Annotated in this window: 18 protein-coding genes; 10 read left to right on the top strand and 8 right to left on the bottom strand. The window is 60.7% G+C overall.

Features of this window, described 5'->3' with window-relative positions:
- Positions 1-27: 27 nt before the first annotated feature.
- Positions 28-702, bottom strand: a complete 675-nt coding sequence (locus tag WA225_RS13175; RefSeq protein WP_422608260.1) for a YciC family protein — start codon at positions 700-702, stop codon at positions 28-30.
- A 178-nt stretch (positions 703-880) separates the two neighbouring features.
- On the opposite strand from WA225_RS13175, the gene WA225_RS13170 reads away from it, so the two are divergent.
- The 3 genes from WA225_RS13170 to WA225_RS13160 all read left to right on the top strand — a co-directional run bounded on the left by WA225_RS13170 (position 881) and on the right by WA225_RS13160 (position 2,885).
- Positions 881-1,639, top strand: a complete 759-nt coding sequence (locus WA225_RS13170; protein ID WP_422608259.1) for a DUF2076 domain-containing protein — start codon at positions 881-883, stop codon at positions 1,637-1,639.
- Positions 1,640-1,777: 138 nt separating this feature from the next.
- The gene (locus WA225_RS13165; RefSeq protein WP_186532398.1) at positions 1,778-2,257 is read left to right on the top strand and encodes an NYN domain-containing protein; all 480 of its coding nucleotides are present in this window, start codon (positions 1,778-1,780) and stop codon (positions 2,255-2,257) included.
- A gap of 22 nt (positions 2,258-2,279) precedes the next feature.
- A complete protein-coding gene (locus tag WA225_RS13160; RefSeq protein WP_422608258.1) occupies positions 2,280-2,885 on the top strand; it encodes a PolC-type DNA polymerase III in 606 nt (201 codons plus the stop codon).
- Between the two features lie 128 nt (positions 2,886-3,013).
- Here WA225_RS13160 and WA225_RS13155 read toward each other — a convergent pair whose 3' ends face one another.
- On the bottom strand, positions 3,014-3,469 hold the full coding sequence (locus WA225_RS13155) for an Lrp/AsnC family transcriptional regulator (RefSeq protein ID WP_422608257.1): 456 nt from the start codon (positions 3,467-3,469) through the stop codon (positions 3,014-3,016).
- A gap of 162 nt (positions 3,470-3,631) precedes the next feature.
- On the opposite strand from WA225_RS13155, the gene yedA reads away from it, so the two are divergent.
- Together yedA and WA225_RS13145 are read left to right on the top strand one after the other, a co-directional pair.
- Entirely contained in the window at positions 3,632-4,567 is a 936-nt protein-coding gene (gene yedA, locus WA225_RS13150) for a drug/metabolite exporter YedA (RefSeq protein ID WP_422608256.1), read from the top strand.
- 52 nt (positions 4,568-4,619) lie between these two features.
- A complete protein-coding gene (locus WA225_RS13145) occupies positions 4,620-5,957 on the top strand; it encodes a DEAD/DEAH box helicase (RefSeq protein WP_422608255.1) in 1,338 nt (445 codons plus the stop codon).
- A 187-nt stretch (positions 5,958-6,144) separates the two neighbouring features.
- On the opposite strand, the gene WA225_RS13140 is transcribed toward WA225_RS13145, so the two are convergent.
- Both WA225_RS13140 and WA225_RS13135 read right to left on the bottom strand, forming a co-directional pair.
- Positions 6,145-7,392, bottom strand: a complete 1,248-nt coding sequence (locus WA225_RS13140) for a TIGR03862 family flavoprotein (RefSeq protein ID WP_422608254.1) — start codon at positions 7,390-7,392, stop codon at positions 6,145-6,147.
- Between the two features lie 292 nt (positions 7,393-7,684).
- Positions 7,685-8,605, bottom strand: a complete 921-nt coding sequence (locus tag WA225_RS13135) for a histone deacetylase (protein WP_422608253.1) — start codon at positions 8,603-8,605, stop codon at positions 7,685-7,687.
- A gap of 82 nt (positions 8,606-8,687) precedes the next feature.
- On the opposite strand from WA225_RS13135, the gene WA225_RS13130 reads away from it, so the two are divergent.
- The 3 genes from WA225_RS13130 to WA225_RS13120 all read left to right on the top strand — a co-directional run bounded on the left by WA225_RS13130 (position 8,688) and on the right by WA225_RS13120 (position 10,826).
- Positions 8,688-9,257 carry a GNAT family N-acetyltransferase gene (locus WA225_RS13130; protein ID WP_064118780.1) on the top strand — a complete coding sequence of 190 codons (570 nt, stop codon included), beginning with the start codon at positions 8,688-8,690 and terminating at the stop codon, positions 9,255-9,257.
- 109 nt (positions 9,258-9,366) lie between these two features.
- Entirely contained in the window at positions 9,367-10,236 is an 870-nt protein-coding gene (tesB, locus tag WA225_RS13125; RefSeq protein WP_003228466.1) for an acyl-CoA thioesterase II, read from the top strand.
- Positions 10,233-10,826 (top strand): HAD family hydrolase, encoded by a 594-nt coding sequence (locus tag WA225_RS13120; protein ID WP_422608252.1) that lies wholly within the window; start codon positions 10,233-10,235, stop codon positions 10,824-10,826. The genes tesB and WA225_RS13120 overlap by 4 nt, the downstream gene beginning before the upstream one ends.
- A gap of 115 nt (positions 10,827-10,941) precedes the next feature.
- On the opposite strand, the gene WA225_RS13115 is transcribed toward WA225_RS13120, so the two are convergent.
- The 4 genes from WA225_RS13115 to WA225_RS13100 form a co-directional block, all read right to left on the bottom strand.
- Positions 10,942-11,895, bottom strand: a complete 954-nt coding sequence (locus WA225_RS13115; RefSeq protein ID WP_422608251.1) for an alpha/beta fold hydrolase — start codon at positions 11,893-11,895, stop codon at positions 10,942-10,944.
- Positions 11,896-12,783, bottom strand: a complete 888-nt coding sequence (locus WA225_RS13110) for a neutral zinc metallopeptidase (protein ID WP_422608250.1) — start codon at positions 12,781-12,783, stop codon at positions 11,896-11,898.
- Positions 12,784-12,975: 192 nt separating this feature from the next.
- Entirely contained in the window at positions 12,976-13,809 is an 834-nt protein-coding gene (locus WA225_RS13105) for an aldo/keto reductase (protein WP_422608249.1), read from the bottom strand.
- Complete coding sequence (locus tag WA225_RS13100; RefSeq protein WP_422608248.1) at positions 13,793-15,532, bottom strand: FAD-dependent oxidoreductase; 1,740 nt, start codon at positions 15,530-15,532, stop codon at positions 13,793-13,795. Before WA225_RS13100 ends, WA225_RS13105 begins: the two co-directional genes overlap by 17 nt.
- 177 nt (positions 15,533-15,709) lie before the next feature.
- On the opposite strand from WA225_RS13100, the gene WA225_RS13095 reads away from it, so the two are divergent.
- The gene (locus tag WA225_RS13095) at positions 15,710-16,486 is read left to right on the top strand and encodes an IclR family transcriptional regulator (protein WP_422608247.1); all 777 of its coding nucleotides are present in this window, start codon (positions 15,710-15,712) and stop codon (positions 16,484-16,486) included.
- A 140-nt stretch (positions 16,487-16,626) separates the two neighbouring features.
- Positions 16,627-17,688 (top strand): Gfo/Idh/MocA family protein, encoded by a 1,062-nt coding sequence (locus WA225_RS13090; protein ID WP_422608246.1) that lies wholly within the window; start codon positions 16,627-16,629, stop codon positions 17,686-17,688.
- The last annotated feature ends 2 nt before the right edge of the window (positions 17,689-17,690 follow it).

Here is a 17,690-nt window from a genome sequence, read left to right as displayed (position 1 = left end):
CGGGCGCGAAGCCCAAGCGCAGAGCGGTCAGCGTGCGCCGTCACGTTTGTCCGGCAATTCGCTGATCAGCATGAACAGGCGGAACAGCACCACGCTGGTGAACAGTTGCAGGAAGCTGTGAGCACTGTCGATCAATATCGCGATCACAGGGTTTTGCGGCTCGGGGTACACCGCCAAGGTGGCGCCCTTGAGCAACCACAGCGGCGTCATCACGCAGAGAATGCACAGCATGATCCGCCAGAAATGCCCGCGGGTCAGGCGCAGGCTTTCCTTCATGGCCTGCAACGGCCCCATGCCGCGCAGCACCAGCAGGTATTCGCCGAACGCGAGCATGACCATCAACATCAAGCCCGGCAGGAAATACAGCGACAGGCCCAACAGAATCAGCAAGGTGTTCAGCGCCGTGAGCAGAGCGAAACGTGGCCACAGGGTGGCGGCCATCGCCAGCAGATCGCGGTTGCGCGGCGCCTCGCCACGGCTGCGCGCATCGAGGAACAGAATCAGCGCGGCGGTGTACAGCGGATACACCAGCAGGCCGACGACGACACTGATGGCCGAGAAATTTTCCGGCCCGGTGGCGTGATCGACCACCTGTTGCAGAAACGCTTCGAAAATCACCAGCGGCAGGCACAACTGCACGATGCTGCCCAAGTGGCGTTTGAAAAAATACAGAGAGTCGCGCAGTACTTCGAGGGCATTCATCGGTCGGTATCGCAGGTCGAAAACAGTGGCTCACTTTAACCGATGATGGCTGGCGCGACACAAACGTAAACATTCGGTAAAGGTCATTGAAACGTTTTGTCATCGCCTCCATTACAGGAGAGCACCTCGGCCAACGTGGACGAGGGCAACGTTATCCCCGGCAATCTACGAGGTCGCCATGAACAGCGAAGAGCAAACCCTGATCGATGGACTGTTTTCCCGGCTGCAACAGGCCGAAACGGAGGCAGCCCCGCGCGACGCCCAGGCTGAAACGCGGATCAAGGAACACCTGACGCGCCAACCGGCGGCAGGTTATTTCATGACCCAGGCGATTCTGGTGCAAGAGGCGGCGCTCAAGAGCCTCGACGAGCAGAACAAGCAGCTGACTCAGCAAGTCCAGCAGTTGCAGGCCGAGTTGCAAGCGGCCAAGGCGCAGAGTGCCGCCCCGGCGCCGAGCGGTGGTGGCGGTTTCCTGTCGAGCATTTTTGGTGGCAGTTCGCGTCCGGCGCCGACCCAGAGTGCTGCGCCTTCGTCGACGGGCGGCTGGCGGGAACCGGCACCGCAGCAGAATTACGCGGCCCCGGCGCCACAACAGAACTTCGGCGCAGCGCCGCCTAACTATGCGCAACAAGCGGCTCCAGCGGCAGGCAGCAGTTTCCTCGGAGGTGCCTTGAAAACTGCGGCCGGTGTGGCCGGTGGCGTGATGCTGGCGCAAGGCATCAGCAGCCTGTTTCATCACAATCAGCAGCCGGAAGAAATCGTTGAAGTGATCAAGGAAGAGCCGGCACAGGTCGCCGACCAGAGCAACAATGGCTGGGGCGATGATCAGCGTGTGGCCGATAACGGCTTCTCTGGCAATGACCAGGGCGGCTTCACCGACACCGATTACAGCGACGACAATTCTTCGTTCTTCGATGACGACGATTCCTTCGTCTGATTCACCATTCGTCCGGAGCCCCTTGGGGCTTCGGGCCGATTATTCGCGGAACCCTCCTGATGGCTGGCATACTGAGCGCCTTTTTCGGGCCTGGCGCCTGATCCCGCTTCGTGCGCTTGCGCGCCCACAGGAACTCCGGTGAAAAAAATCGCAGTGTTCGCCGACGTGCAGAACCTCTACTACACCGTGCGTCAGGCTTATGGTTGTCACTTCAACTACGCCGCATTGTGGGCCGACATCAGCAAGGACGGGCAGATCGTCGAGGCCTACGCCTACGCGATCGACCGTGGCGACAGCAAGCAGCAGCAGTTCCAGCAGATCCTGCGCAACCTCGGTTTCACCGTGAAGCTCAAGCCCTACATCCAGCGCAGCGACGGCTCGGCCAAGGGTGACTGGGACGTCGGCATCACCCTCGACATCATGGACGCCGCCGACCACGTCGACGAAATCGTCCTGGCTTCCGGTGACGGTGATTTCGACATGCTGCTGGAGCGCATCATCAGCAAACACGGCGTGCACGCGGTCGCCTATGGCGTGCCCGGCCTGACCGCCAACTCGCTGATCCGCGCGGCCAGCCGTTACGTGCCGATCGAAGGCGCGCTGTTGCTCAAGAATTGATTTGAACGGAGTTGAACCCGGTTTGGAACGCATTGCAGTCATCGACTTTGAAACCACTGGCCTGTCGCCGAACAGCAACTGCCGCGCCACGGAAATCGCCGTGGTCATGCTGGAAAACGGCCGCATCGTCGAGCGTTACCAGAGCCTGATGAACGCCGGCGTGCGCGTCCCTGCGTTCATCGAACAACTGACCGGCATCAGCAACGCCATGTTGCGCACCGCGCCGCCGGCCGAACAGGTGATGAACGAGGTCAACGAGTTTGTCGGCTGTACGCCGCTGGTCGCACACAACGCCTCGTTCGACCAGAAATTCTGGGACTTTGAGCTGGGGCGAATCAAACGCACGCGGTTGCAAAACTTTGCCTGCTCGTTGCTGCTGGCGCGGCGGTTGATGCCGGCGGCGCCGAATCACAAGCTCGGTACGCTGACCACGTTTGCGCGTTTGCCGCACACGGGGCAGGCTCACCGGGCGATGGCGGATGCGGAGATGGCGGCGAATCTGATGGCGCATCTGGCGGAAGAATTGCGCGGCAAGCATGGTGTACGTGAGCTATCGCACGACCTGCTGTGCAAACTACAGAAAGTCCCTGCCGCGAAAGTCACTGAACATCTGCAGCGCTATCGCTGATCCCGAATCCGCACAAAACCCCTGTGGGAGCGAGCGTGCTCGCGAATGCGGTGTGTCATTCAACTTCTATGTGACTGATCTACCGCTTTCGCGAGCAAGCTCGCTCCCACAGGGGGGCTTCATCGTCCTCAGGTTTTACCGTTGCTTTCTATATGGCCGAGCGGCACACGCTTCTCGATCGCGCTCGACAGCACAATCGAGGTCTTGCTGAACCCAAACTTCGCCACCCGATTGATCAGCTCTTCCAACTCCGTCATCGATCCCACCGCGGCCTTCATCATCACGCATGGATCGCCTGTCACTCGAAAGCACTCGGTCAGTTGTGGGATTTTCACCAGTTCGTCGTAGACCTTCTGGCTGCCGTTCTGGTGCAGGCGCAATTCGATCATGCACTGGATCGGCAGGCCGATTTTCGACAGGTCAATTTTTGCCTCATATCCGGTAATTACCCCGGACGCTTCAAGCTTGGCCACGCGCTCGGCGACGGCGGGGGCAGAGAGGTTCACCTTGCGCGCCAGATCGGCGTAGGACGCACGACCGTTTTCGAGAAGAGCGCTGAGCAGCATGCGGTCGTATTTGTCCAAGATCGTCTCCTGAAAATGCCAGACTTTCGAAATCCCGGTTTATCCCGATGATCTCCGTTCTTTCAAAAGTGTACCGGCCCTATAAACAGGTTTTGTAGCTTATTTTTGCTCGTCAGCCTTTCTAGAATAATTCATCCGCTATCTCTGACTTTCGAGCTGCCCATGCCTGCCTTGCGCCGTTTTTCCTTGCCGCTGATCGCCGCGTTTTTTGCGCTGTACGTGATTTGGGGATCGACCTATCTGGTGATCCGCATCGGCGTCGAGTACTGGCCGCCGCTGATGCTCGGTGGTGTGCGCTTCGTGATTGCCGGTTCGTTGATGTATGCGTTTCTGCGCTGGCGCGGGGCTCCGGCGCCGACCTGGGCACAGTGGAAAGCGGCGGGGATCATCGGGATTTTGCTGCTCAGTTTCGGTAATGGCGCGGTGAGCGTGGCCGAGCACACGGGCGTGGCTTCCGGTGTTGCTGCGTTGGCGGTGGCGACGGTGCCGTTGTTTACGTTGCTCTGCGGTTACTTCTGGGGAGCGCGTAACACCCGATTGGAGTGGGCCGGGGTGGCGTTGGGGATTGTGGGTATTGCCATGCTCAACATGGGCTCCAACCTGCAATCGAGTCCGCTGGGCGCAGCATTACTGATTTTCGCGGCGGCAACCTGGGCGTTCGGTTCGGTGTGGAGTAGACACTTGCCGTTGCCGCAGGGCGCGATGGCCAGCGCGGTGGAGATGCTGGTCGGCGGTGTGGTGCTGCTGATCGGCAGCGCCGTCAGCGGTGAACACCTGCAAGCCGTGCCGCCGATTGAAGGCTGGCTGGCGCTGGCCTACCTGATCTTCTTCGGCTCGATCATCGCCTTCAATTCCTACATGTACTTGCTCAAGCACGTGCGTCCGGCGGCGGCGACCAGTTATGCCTACGTCAATCCGGCGGTGGCGGTGTTGCTGGGGATTGTGTTTGTGGGCGAGACCATCGGCATCGAAGAAGCGCTGGCGATGCTGGTGATCATCAGCGCGGTGGTGTTGATTGGTCTGCCGCAGTGGCGTCGTCCGACGCAGCCGCCAGTCGTGGCGCCGACAGCCGTTCCCACAGAAACGCGTACGAATTAGGGTAAACTGCGCGGCATTGCATGCCTGCGTTATTTTTTCCTACGGTACTCCCATGACTTTCGCCACCCTTGGCCTGATCGAACCCTTGCTGCGCTCCCTTGAGAAGCTCGGCTACCAGACCCCGACGCCGGTTCAGGCGCAAGCCATTCCGGCCGTGCTGGCCGGTCGTGACCTGATGGCAGCGGCGCAGACCGGCACCGGCAAAACCGCCGGTTTCGCTTTGCCACTGTTGCAGTTGCTGAGCATGGAAGGGCCGAAAGTCGCTGCCAACTCGGCACGTGCGCTGATTCTGGTGCCGACCCGCGAGCTGGCCGAGCAGGTTCATGAGTCTGTGCGCCAGTACGCCGAAAACCTGCCGCTGCGCACTTACGCGGTGTACGGCGGCGTCAGCATCAACCCGCAAATGATGAAGCTGCGCGGCGGCGTCGATGTGCTGGTCGCCACGCCCGGTCGCCTGATCGACCTGTTCCGCCAGAATGCGCTGAAACTCGATCAGTTGCAGACTCTGGTGCTGGATGAAGCCGATCGTATGCTCGACCTGGGCTTCTCCGAAGAGCTGGCGAACATTTACCGCATGCTGCCGAAAAAGCGCCAGACCCTGCTGTTTTCCGCAACCTTCTCCGATGACATCCGCCTGCTGGCCGGGCAGATGCTCAACGATCCGCTGACCGTCGAAGTCAGCCCGCGCAACGTCGCCGCCAACACGGTCAAGCAGTGGATCGTCACGGTAGACAAAAAGCGCAAGGCCGAACTGTTCGTGCATTTGATGCGCAAGAACAAGTGGAAGCAGGTGCTGGTGTTCGCCAAGACCCGCAACGGCGTCGATGCGCTGGTGGAAAAACTTCAGGGCCTAGGTGTGAATGCCGACGGTATTCACGGCGACAAACCGCAGGCAACCCGTCAGCGGGCGCTGGATCGCTTCAAGCTCAGTGAAGTGCAGATTCTGGTCGCAACCGACGTGGCTGCCCGTGGTCTGGATATTGAAGACTTGCCGCTGGTGATCAACTTTGACCTGCCGATCGTGGCTGAGGATTACATCCACCGCATTGGTCGTACTGGTCGTGCTGGCGCGACGGGCGAGGCGATTTCGCTGGTGTGCGCGGATGAAGTGAACATGTTGTCGGCGATCGAGATGCTGACGCGGCAGACCTTGAAGCGCCAGAACGAGCCGGATTTCGAGCCTGAGCATCGTGTGCCGGACACCGATGCCAGCGGCCAGGTGATCAAGAAGCCGAAGAAACCGAAGAAGCCGAAAGCTTCTGGCGGTGGCGGCAAGCGCAATCTGGGCAAGTGGGTCGACAGCGGCGAGACGCAGGCGCCGGAGCCTTCGGTCAAGCCTGTGCGTAAAGTGCCGGTGTTTAACACTGGGCCGCGCAAGCGCAAACCTTAAGGTCAAAAGCCCCTCACCCTAACCCTCTCCCAAAGGGAGAGGGGACTGACCGAGGTGGATATTCGAAATACGCCGACCTGATCTTGCAGGGTTGAATCCATAATCGACTCGGTGTTTCAGGTCGATGTTGGACGCCAGACACCTCGGTCGGCTCCCTCTCCCTCTGGGAGAGGGCTGGGGTGAGGGTTCAGGCAGACGCCTCGGACTTGAGCCACTGCACAATCCCCAACCCAGCCGCGCGCCCGCTGGCAAAGCACCCCGTCAGCAAATAGCCGCCCGTCGGCGCTTCCCAATCAAGCATCTCCCCCGCGCAGAACACCCCCGGCAACGCCTTGAGCATCATGCGCTCATCCATCGCCTCGAACGTCACGCCCCCGGCACTGCTGATCGCCTCGTCCAATGGTCGCGTTTTGACCAACGTCAGTGGCAAGGCTTTGATCGCTCGCGCCAATAGCGCCGGATCAGCGAACGTCGCCGCGTCAGTCAACTCCCGCAACAACGCCGCTTTCACCCCATCAATCCCGACCTGACTGTGCAGATGCTTGGCCATCGAACGCGAACCGCGTGGCTTGCTCAACGCCGTCTGCAATTTATCCACAGGGCGGCCGGGCAACAGATCAATGTGAATAACCGCCGCGCCATGTTGATTGATTGCCTCACGAATCGGCGCCGACAGTGCATAAATCAGACTGCCTTCAATCCCGGTCGCGGTAATCACGCATTCGCCCAAGCGCGGTGCATCGTCGTTCAAACCGATGGCGATGTTTTTCAGCGGCGCACCGGCGAATTTGCTCACCATCAACTCGCTCCAGGCCTGCACCTCGAAGCCGCAATTACTCGGCTGTAACGGCGCAAGTCCTACACCTTTTTGCTCTAGGGGCAGCATCCACGCGCCATCCGAACCGAGGCGCACCCAACTGCCGCCGCCGAGGGCGAGCAGGGTGGCGTCGGGCTTGACGGTTATTTCGCCTTCCTGGCTGTCGATGCGCAGCGAGCCGTGTTTATCCCAACCGAGCCAGCGGTGGCGGGTGTGGATAATTACGCCGCTGTCACGCAGGCGTTTGAGCCAGGCGCGCAGCAGCGGGGCGGCTTTCATGTCGGTGGGGAACACGCGGCCGGAGCTGCCGATAAAGGTTTCGATGCCCAGATCATGAATCCACGTGCACAACGCATCGGCGTCGAAGCTGCGCAACAACGGTGCGATCTGCGGTGCGCGTTCGGCGTAGCGCGACAGGAATGCCGGGTAGGCTTCGGAGTGGGTGATGTTCATGCCGCCGACGCCGGCGAGCAGGAATTTGCGGCCCACCGAGGGCATGCCGTCGTAGAGATCGACGCGGATTCCGGCCTGGCTCAGTACTTCAGCGGCCATCAGGCCGGCGGGGCCACCGCCGATGATGGCGACGTGAGCGGGGGAGGAGGCGGAAGTCTGGGTCATGGCGTGCGCTGCGGTATGGCGGGATAAGGCGCGCATTCTAACAGCGCAGATCAATGTGGGAGATCCTTGTGGGAGTGAGCTTGCTCGCGAAAGCGGTGGGTCAGTCAGTTTGATTTTGAATGCACTGGCGCTTTCGCGAGCAAGCTCGCTCCCACAGGGTGGATTGGTGGATTCAGTGTCTGGTTAAAAAATAGCCAGTGTTCTGTAGACCGCAGTAGGTATGGCCTGTAGTCCCTTTCACTCAGGTTATCCACAGGCCGTTCCACAGCGATTGTGGGTAACGCAGCACAGCTCAATGACAACCGTGTGACTGCCAGACCCGTTGCGCGCTGTGATGGAGGATGCCATGGCGGCGGGCAAGGGCGTGGCGGTCCTTGCTGTAGCCGCCGCCGATCACGCCCATCACCGGAATGTCGCGGCCCAGGCAATGGCGCATCACGCTTTCATCACGGGCAGCGACGCCTTCGTCAGTCAGTTGCAGATAACCGAGGGCGTCGTCCTTGTGCACATCAACGCCGGCGTCGTACAGCACCAGGTCCGGTTGATACAGCGGCAACAAGTAATTGAGTGTGTCGTCGACCACTTTCAAATAGTCAGCGTCGCCCATGCCTTTGGGCAGCGGAATGTCCCAGTCACTTTCGGCTTTGCGTGCAGGAAAATTCTTCTCGCAGTGCAGGGAAACGGTAATCGCCTCCGGTGTGTCATGGAGAATCCGCGCGGTGCCGTCGCCCTGATGCACATCGCAATCGAAGATCAGCACGCGATTGACCCGACCGCTTTGCAGCAGGTATTGGCTGATGATTGCCAGGTCATTGAAAATGCAGAACCCCGCCGGGTAGTCGTAATGCGCGTGATGAGTGCCGCCCGCCAAGTGACAGGCCAGGCCATGCTCCAGGGCTTTTTCCGCTGCCAGAATCGAACCGCCGACCGCGCGCACCGTGCGCCGCGCCAGTGCTTCATTCCACGGCAAGCCAAGGCGCCGCTGGTCTTCGCGGGACAACTCGCCGCTCATGTAGCGTTCGATATACGCACGGTCATGGGCGAGGGCGAGGATGTCGTTGGGACAAATCTCCGGCCGCAGCAGATCGGCGTCGCGGGTCAGACCGCTGTCGACCAGGTGATCGCGCAGCAGGCGAAACTTGTCCATGGGAAAGCGGTGATCCGCCGGAAACTCAGGGCTGTAGTCTTCGTGGTAGATCAGCGGCAATGGCATGGCGGTTTCATGTAGGAACGTAGGAAAGAGTGAAGGATCCTACCAGCGATGTAGACTTGCGGCATGGAAACGGAGGGGCACGATGGAGCCGATACTGGAACTGCAAAGCGCACGCCTGCTGATGCGACAGTGGCAGGACGAGGATTTGCCGGCATTTGCAGCGATGTGTGCCGATCCTCAGGTCATGCGTTATTTTCCGGCACCGTTGAGCCGACTGGAAAGCGCGTCGATGATTGGCCGCGTGCGCGGACATTTTGCCGAGCACGGTTTCGGCTTGTGGGCGCTGGAGCGCAAGGACAGCGGCGAGTTCATCGGTTTCACCGGGCTCGGCGTGGTCGGCTTCGATGCGCCGTTCACTCCGGCGGTGGAAATTGGCTGGCGCCTGGCCAAGGAACATTGGGGGCTCGGTTATGCCAGTGAAGCGGCGTGGACGGCTCTGCGTTGCGGCTTTGATCGCTTGGCCTTGAAGGAAATCGTTTCCTTCACCGCGCAAAGCAATCTGCCCTCGGAGAAAGTCATGCAGGCGATCGGTATGCATCACGCGCCGGAGGATGATTTCGATCATCCGAAGCTTGCTGTCGATCATCCGCTGAGACGGCATGTGCTGTACCGCATCACTCGGGAACAATGGCTGCAAACCTTGCATGGATAAGCCGACACGGACGTTTACAATGGCCGCCATATCATTGGCCCGTGCCAGAATCTGAATCGGCCGCCGCAGCCAAGACTGCGCGGCATAGCTTTGTGTGAGGAGAGTCTGAATGAGCCAAGTGTTGGAAGATCTGGTCGACCTGCTGACCCTGGAACCGATCGAAGAAAACCTGTTCCGTGGCCGTAGCCAGGACCTGGGTTTCCGTCAGTTGTTCGGTGGTCAGGTGCTCGGTCAGTCGCTGTCGGCGGCCAGTCAGACCGTTGAAGAGGCGCGTCATGTGCATTCGATGCACGGCTATTTCCTGCGCCCGGGCGACGCCAAGTTGCCGGTGGTTTACTCCGTTGACCGCGTGCGCGATGGCGGCAGTTTCAGCACGCGTCGGGTCACTGCCATTCAGAAGGGCCACCCGATCTTCACCTGCAGCGCTTCGTTTCAGTACGACGAGGCAGGCTTCGAGCACCAGAGTCAGATGCCGGTCGTGGTCGGCCCGGAAAACCTGCCATCGGAGCTGGAATTGACCCAGCAACGCGCGCACCTGATTCCGGAACACATGCGTGAAAAACTGCTGTGCCCGAAACCGATCGAAGTGCGCCCGGTCACCGAAAAAGATCCGTACAACCCGCAACCGGCCGATCCAGTGAAGTATGTGTGGTTCCGTGCCGACGGCGCTTTGGCCGACATCCCGGCGCTGCACAAATACCTGTTGGCCTACGCCTCGGACTTCGGTTTGCTCACCACCTCGATGCTGCCCCACGGCAAGTCGGTGTGGCAGAAAGACATGCAGGTCGCCAGCCTCGATCACGCGCTGTGGTTCCACAACGATCTGCGTGCCGATGACTGGTTGCTCTACGCGATGGACAGTCCGTGGGCCGGTAATTCCCGTGGTTTCTCCCGTGGCAGCGTGTACAACCGCGCCGGCCAACTGGTCGCTTCGGTGACGCAGGAAGGCTTGATCCGCCATCGCAAGGATTGGGCATGAGCCTGAAGGATGTGAAGCACTGGGTGTTCGACATGGATGGCACGCTGACCGTCGCCGTGCATGATTTTGCGGCGATTCGCGTGGCGCTGGCGATTCCGCCGCAAGACGACATCCTCACCCATCTGGCAGCATTGCCGGCGGATGAGGCCGCGGCGAAACATGCCTGGTTGCTGGAGCACGAGCGCGAGCTGGCGCTGGGTTCGACCCCGGCTAGCGGGGCAGTGGAGCTGGTGCGTGATCTGCATTCGCGCGGTTATCGCCTGGGCATTCTGACCCGCAATGCGCGGGAACTGGCGCATGTGACGCTGGAGGCGATTGGTCTGGCTGACTGCTTCGCGGTGGACGATGTGTTGGGCCGCGATGAAGCGCCGCCGAAACCGCATCCGGGTGGTTTGCTGAAGCTGGCAGAGGCCTGGGACGTGCCGGCGAGCGAGATGGTGATGGTCGGTGATTACCGTTTTGATCTCGATTGCGGGCGTGCAGCAGGGGCGCGGACGGTGTTGGTGAATCTGCCGGAAAACCCGTGGCCCGAGTTGACCGATTGGCATGCGAAGGATTGTGTCGAGTTGCGGCGGATGCTGCTGGCCTGAAATCTTTGCTGCCTGAACTGGCCTCTTCGCGAGCAAGCTCGCTCCCACATTTGGAATGCATTCCCCTGTGGGAGCGAGCTTGCTCGCGAAGAGGGCATAAAATCCGCCAAACAGCTTACTGATCGAACAACGCCTTCTGCCCCTCCGGCGAGGTCAACATGCCGTCGCCGTTATGCCCAACCCCGGGCACTTCCACCAACCGCTGATTCACCCCTTCCGGATGCCGACGCAGCAAATAGCCGAAGTACAACTTCCCACGCTCCAGGCGATACGCGCCTTGCGCCTCGGCTTCACAACGCTTGTCCAGCGCCGGATGGTTGGGATCGATGTCCTGTTGGCCGAGCAGATAAATCACCTCGCGTTTGACGTAACTGCTCTCAAGCTGCAGCGGCGTTTGCCCACCGGCGTACACCGGCATGTCTGACAGACCATACTTCCAGCGATTGAAGCCTGCGCATTTGGCGTGATCGAACGCCACCGGTCGCTGCTCATTGAAATAAGCGTACGACGACGGATTCGCCACCACATAGCGCAGACGAATGCCATTGGCCTTCAGTGCTGGCTGGTCCTTGGCGAGCAGGGCATAACGCTGCACCACCTGACCGCCACCGGAGTGGCCGAAAATCACGATCTGCTTCACATCCGGAAACTGTTTGCGATCGCTGATCCGCGCGACGATCTCATCGAGTGCTGCATAGGAGCTCAGCGGATTCGGCCCTGTGGATAACCCGCCACCCATCCATTCGTTGCCTTGCCAGCGCAACAGCGTCGGCGGCAACGAATACAGGGCTACGTCGCTTTCATTGAGAAACTGCGGGGCAATTACCAGCGTATGCGCGGTTTGCCTCGCCAGTTCGGCCGCGCTTTCGGCGCTTTTGCGATAGGTTTCCGAGTTGCGCAAACGGCCATGAATGACGATCAGCACACGCTCGATCTTGTCTGGCGCGGCGCCGATGCCCACCGCCATTTCCCCGGCCTTGAGCTGCAAACGACCGGGACTGATTGCGTCGACACCCGCAGCGTGCGCGGTACTGCCAATGATCAGTAACGCTAAAAGCCATTTATGCATTTACAGGTTTTTCGCCGCGAAGGTGTCGCACTGGCCGACCTGGCCCTGCGCGAATCCGGTTTTGAACCAGCGCACCCTTTGCGCCGACGTACCGTGGGTAAACGAGTCCGGCACCACACGGCCCTGACCCTGTTGTTGCAGGCGATCATCACCGATGGCGTTGGCGGCGTTCAAGGCTTCTTCGATGTCGCCCGGTTCCAGCCAGTTCAAACGCTTCTGTGCGTTATAGGCCCAGACCCCCGCCAGGCAATCGGCCTGCAATTCCTGGCGCACCAGCAAGCCGCCGTCGCCTTCCATTTGCCGACCTTGCTGGCGGGCTGTCTGAATTTTCGCCGAGACGCCGAGCAGCGTCTGCACATGGTGTCCGACTTCGTGAGCGATCACGTAGGCCTGGGCGAAATCGCCAGCGGCTTTGAAACGTTGCGACATCTCCTGGAAGAACGCCATGTCCAGATAGACCTTTTGGTCAGCCGGGCAGTAGAACGGGCCGGTTGCCGAGGTCGCCAGACCGCAGGCGGAATTCACCCGATTGCTGAACAGCACCAGGGTCGGGTCCTTATATTGCCGACCGGCCTGCTGAAAAATCGCGCCCCAGGTGTCTTCGGTGTCGCCGAGGATCGAGCGGACGAATTCGGCCTGTTCATCGTTTGCGGGAGGAGCCTGGCGGGTTTGCGAGGTCGGTGCCGATTGCTGGGTAGATTGCCCGGCGAGTTGGCCGAGGATCTGCATTGGGTCCTGCCCGGTGATCCAGCCGATACCGACGATCAACAGAATGGCCCCCAGACTCAGGCCTTTGCCGCCGCCGAAACGCATGCCGCCGCCACCGCCGGCATCATCACCACGGGCATCGACGACGTTGTCACTGCGTCGGCCTTTTTTCCATAGCATGTGGGAATCCTCTGTTTGTATCGGGTGTTGATGAGTGTTGCTGCTGTGTGAGTGTGGCGCCAGTCCGGTCGTCCGTCTATTGACCACACGCAAACAGGCCCGGCCTCGTGCTGACGAGGTCGGGCCTGTTATTGACGGTCTGGCGCGCGGCAAATTCAATCCCGCGCCGGATTTCTATCGCCGGATCATTAATCAGCGATCAAACGCATCCCACTCGGGGGCAAAATCCGGGCTGACCTGACGTTCGCGTTTCGACAGCGCAGCGATCAGTGCACGGTCTTCATCGTCGAGTTCGACCTTGAGTGATGCCAGGTTGGCCAGTTGATTGGCGCGGCTGCTGGCCTTGGGAATGGCTGCAACGTTGGGCTGATCGAGCAACCATTTCAACGCTACCTGGGTCGGCAGCACGCCGTGCTTATTGGCGATCTGTTGAATCTGCGGGATGTCCGAGACCTTGTTGCGCGCCAGCGGCGTGTAGGCCGTCAGCGCCATATTGTGTTGGTGGGCGTAGTCGAGAAGGGCGTTTTGGCCGAGCAGTACGTGGTACTCGACCTGAATGGCTGACAGACCGATGCCGTATTCCTCGACGACTTTGCGCAGTAACGGCAGCGGAAAATTCGCCACGCCGATGTTGCGCGCCAGGCCTTGCTCCTTGAACGAGGCGAGCGTTTCGAGGGTGCGTGGCAGGTCCCAGTCAGTGGTCGGCCAGTGGATCATGAACAGATCGACGTAATCACTGCGCAGGGCTGTGAGGCTGCGATCCATGGAGTGGCGCATCGCGTCGGGTTGCAACTGGTCCCACCAGACCTTGGAGGTGACATGAATCTGCTCGCGCGGTGTCGGTGTATTCGCCAGTGCTTGTCCGACCGCGTCTTCATTGTTGTAGGCCGCTGCCGTATCGATGTGTCGATAACCGAGTTCCAGCGCTTGCTCGACGGCGCGCGTGCATTCGTCACCGAGCATGGGCCAGGTGCCGAGACCGAGTTTCGGCATGTTCAAACCTTGGGCGTTAACGATGTGCTGCATGGTCGATCTCCTGTTCGAAAGCAGTCATGCCGGCAATGTGCCGGGCGGCGATGTAACCGAAAGTCAGGGCCGGGCCGAGGTTGATGCCGCCCGCCGGGTAGTGGCCACCCATGATGCTGGCCATGTCGCCTCCCGCTGCGTAGAGGCCGGCGATAGGCTGTTCGTGGGCGTCCAGCACTTGCGCGTGGGGGTTGACCTTGAGTCCGGCGAAGGTGCCAAAGCATCCGGGTTGGACTTTCACGGCATAAAACGGGCCGCTGTCTATTGGGGCAACGCAGGGGTTGGGAAGGTTCGCCGGATCACCCTGTTTGCGGTTGTAGGGTGTTGCGCCGCGACCGAACAACGGGTCTTCGCCGTGACGGGCATGGCGGTTGTAGTTATCCACAGTCTGGCGCAAGCCGCTCGGGTCGATGCCGCAGGCGAGGGCCAATTCTTCAACGGTGTTACCGGTTTTCAGATAGCCGCTGCGGATAAATTCTGACACTGGCAGCGGAAACGGCCGCGATATGCCCAAGCCATAACGCCGTTGAAAGGCATGGGTGCAGATCAGCCAGGAGGCGACTTCTTCGCCTTCCGGTGCAGCGGCGACCATGGCACTGACGTAATCGTAATAACCGTTGGCTTCGTTGACGAAGCGCTGGCCGTTACTCAGCACGCCGATGATCCCGGGTTTGCCGCGTTCGATGATGTGTGGGAAATGGCCGGTGCTGCCGTCGGAATGTGGCACTTGCGATACCGGCGCCCACGCCACGGGCGAAGCCACATCGGCATTGACCCGTGCGCCGACACTTTCGCCCAGGCGCAGGCCGTCGCCGTTGACGGCCAGCGGTGGCAGTGCCCAGTGTTCATGGCCGGTCGGCGTGCGTGGGAACAAGGCTTTGCGCCGCTCGATGTCATTGGCGAAACCGCCGGCGGCGAGCACCACGGCTTTGCGTGCACGAATGCGGATCAAGCCTTTGTTTGTGTTAACCACAGCCCCCGAGACGCGCGCGCCATCACGCAGCAGTTCCGTCACCGGCGCCGATTCCCAGAGTAGAACGCCAAGGTCTTCGGCGGACTTTGCCAGCCTTGCCACCAGCGCCACGCCGTTGACCAGTTGCATCGCGCGGCCATGTACCGCGAGGTCGAGCAGGTGCCGAGTAAAGCGTCGGCTCACGTGCCAAGCCGCTCTTAACGAACGGGTCAGGTTAAGAAACGCCGACAGATCGGCACCGGCCATGATCGGCATGCCCATGAAGGACGTTTCGCGCATCGTTGTACGAAGGCGCTTGAGCAAACGTCCGACCTTGCGTCCGTCGTAAGGCGCCGCGATGACCGAGCGACCGCCAGTACCGGCACCCGGCGTGTCGCCATGAATGTCGGCGATGCTGTTGCCATCGGCAAATTGCAGGGCAGTGTGCTGCTCGAAAAACGCGACCATGCGCGGCCCGGCTTGAAGAAAGGCATCGATCATCGCCGAATCAAAATGCTCGCCCAGTTCATGGCGCAAATAGGTCCGCGGTTGTTCGATGTCTTCGACGATGCCGGCGCGACGGGCCAGCGGATTGCACGGCACCCACGCCCAGCCACCGGACCATGCGGTGGCGCCGCCGAACACTGGGTCTTTCTCGACAACGATGACTTTCAAGCCATGCCATGCAGCGGTGACGGCGGCCGACAACCCGGCGGCGCCGGAGCCGACGACCAATACGTCGCAGTCGATATCAGGGAGTTCGGCAGACATCAAACAACGCTCCAGCGATGAATTTTTTTTGGAATTTGATTCCAGAAAATAACCAGCGGCGGCATCGCGCGACAAGCCTTGAAGCAACAAAGCGGGCGGTTATCGAACAACCGGTTCCAGATTTCGCTTTGCCGTCAATGTCTTCTAGAATCGGCGAAATTTCCTTTGGATGTCCCCATGGCCGGCAGTCAAATCGAACGGGTTTTCAGTGTGCTGGAAAGCCTCACCAGTGATCCGCGCGGGCTGCCGATGCAGACGCTGGCCGAGCAACTGGATATCCCGAAAAGCGCGACCCACCGCCTGCTCGCCGAACTGGTACGCCTGGGCTACGTGCGGCAGAACCCGGAGACCTTGCGCTATCACCTGTCGACCAAACTGGTCGCGATGGGTTTTCAATACCTGTCGAGCAGCGGTGCCGACATCGTGCAACCGGTGCTCGATCGGCTGGCCCAGGAAACCGGTGAACTGGTGCGTCTGGGTGTGATCGATGGCGAACGGCAGACCTGGATTGCCAAGGCGCAAGGCGCCCGCACCGGTCTGCGTTATGACCCGGACATGGGCCGCGATGCGCCGCTGTTTTACACCGCCTCCGGGCATGCGTGGCTGGCGTGCATGAGCGACGCCGAGGCGCTGTCGCTGGTCGAGCGCCAGGCTGCGGAAGTCCCGGAGAGTGTCGGGCCGAATGCGCCGCGCTCCAATATCGAGTTGCTGGAGCGCCTGCGTCTGGCGCGCGAGCAGGGCTATGCCTGTGTCGAAGAGAGTTCGGCGGTTGGCACTTCGGCGATTGCCGCAGTGGTCAGGCATCCAACGGATGGGCGGGTGATCGGCGTACTGAGTATCGCCGGGCCGAGTGCGCGCATGCCGGGGGCGCGCCTGCATGAGCTGGCGCCGTTATTGCTGACATTCACCGAAGAATTATCAGCGGCTAGCCTGGCCTCGGAACTGTTTATCTAATCTGAATTCACACAGATCGTTTGACAACAAGTTGTGCGGTGTTCGAACGGTTTTGCGATTGTTGGGTTTTTGATTCTGGAACTCGGTTCTAAATTGTTGCTGGAGTGATATTCCAACAACAATCACAAGAGGATCGCGCCTTGAATTCGCCCCTTCGAATCGCCCTGATCGGCGCCGGCATCATGGGCCAGCAACATTATCGGCACCTGCAAACCCTCAGCGAAGCGACGCTGTGCGCGGTGGCTGATCCTGGGCCGCAAGCAGTAGGGCTTGCGGCCGAATGGGGTGTAAGGCATTTCGCTGATCATCGTCAGATGCTGGAGCAAATCCGGCCAGACGCGGTGATCGTCGCCAATCCGAACAATCAACACGTCAGCACGGCGCTCGATTGCCTGGTGGCGGGTGTGCCGGTGCTTCTGGAGAAACCGGTCGGCGTGCACCTCGATGAAGTGCGCGAATTGGTGGCCGCGGTGAAAAGCAGCGGCGTGCCGGTATTGGTTGGCCACCATCGACGCCATAATCCGCTGATCGTGCGCGCCCATGAGCTGGTGCAGAGCGGGGCGCTCGGGCGACTGACCACGGTCACGGCGCTGTTCCAGTTGCGCAAACCCGACAGCTATTTCGAGATCCCGTGGCGCCGCGAACCGGGCGCCGGGATGTTGCTGACCAATTTGATTCATGACCTCGACCTGCTACGACATCTGTGCGGCGAAGTGCGCTCGGTGCAAGCGATCACCGACAATGCAGTGCGCGGTTTCGCCAACGAGGACAGCGTGGCGGCGCTGCTGCAATTCGAAGGCGGCACGTTGGGCACGTTGAGCGGATCGGATGCGGTCGCCGCGCCATGGAGTTGGGAGCTGAGTTGCGGCGAGAACCCGGTGTACCCGCGTCAGGCCGATCAGCCCTGTTATCTGCTGGCCGGGACTGCCGGGGCCTTGAGCATTCCGCAGCTCAAGCGTTGGCATTACGCCGCTGATCAGGTCGACGCCGGTTGGCATGAACCGTTACGGGTGGTGGAAGAGTCCTACACCCGTGACGACGCTTTACGTTTGCAGTTAGAGCATTTCGTACGTGTGGCGCGGCGTGAAGTCGAGCCGCTGGTGAGCGCTGCCGATGCCGCGCGCACCCTTGCGCTGATTGAAGCCATTCGCGAGGCCGCCGCCACCGGTCGTGCCTGCGCCCCTGCACTGATCGAGGCTTGAAC

Source organism: Pseudomonas sp. (genome assembly GCF_049300855.1).
In the GTDB taxonomy this organism is placed as follows: domain Bacteria; phylum Pseudomonadota; class Gammaproteobacteria; order Pseudomonadales; family Pseudomonadaceae; genus Aquipseudomonas.
Note: the sequence above shows the minus strand (reverse complement) of the source record. Positions and strands in the feature narration are given on the sequence as shown.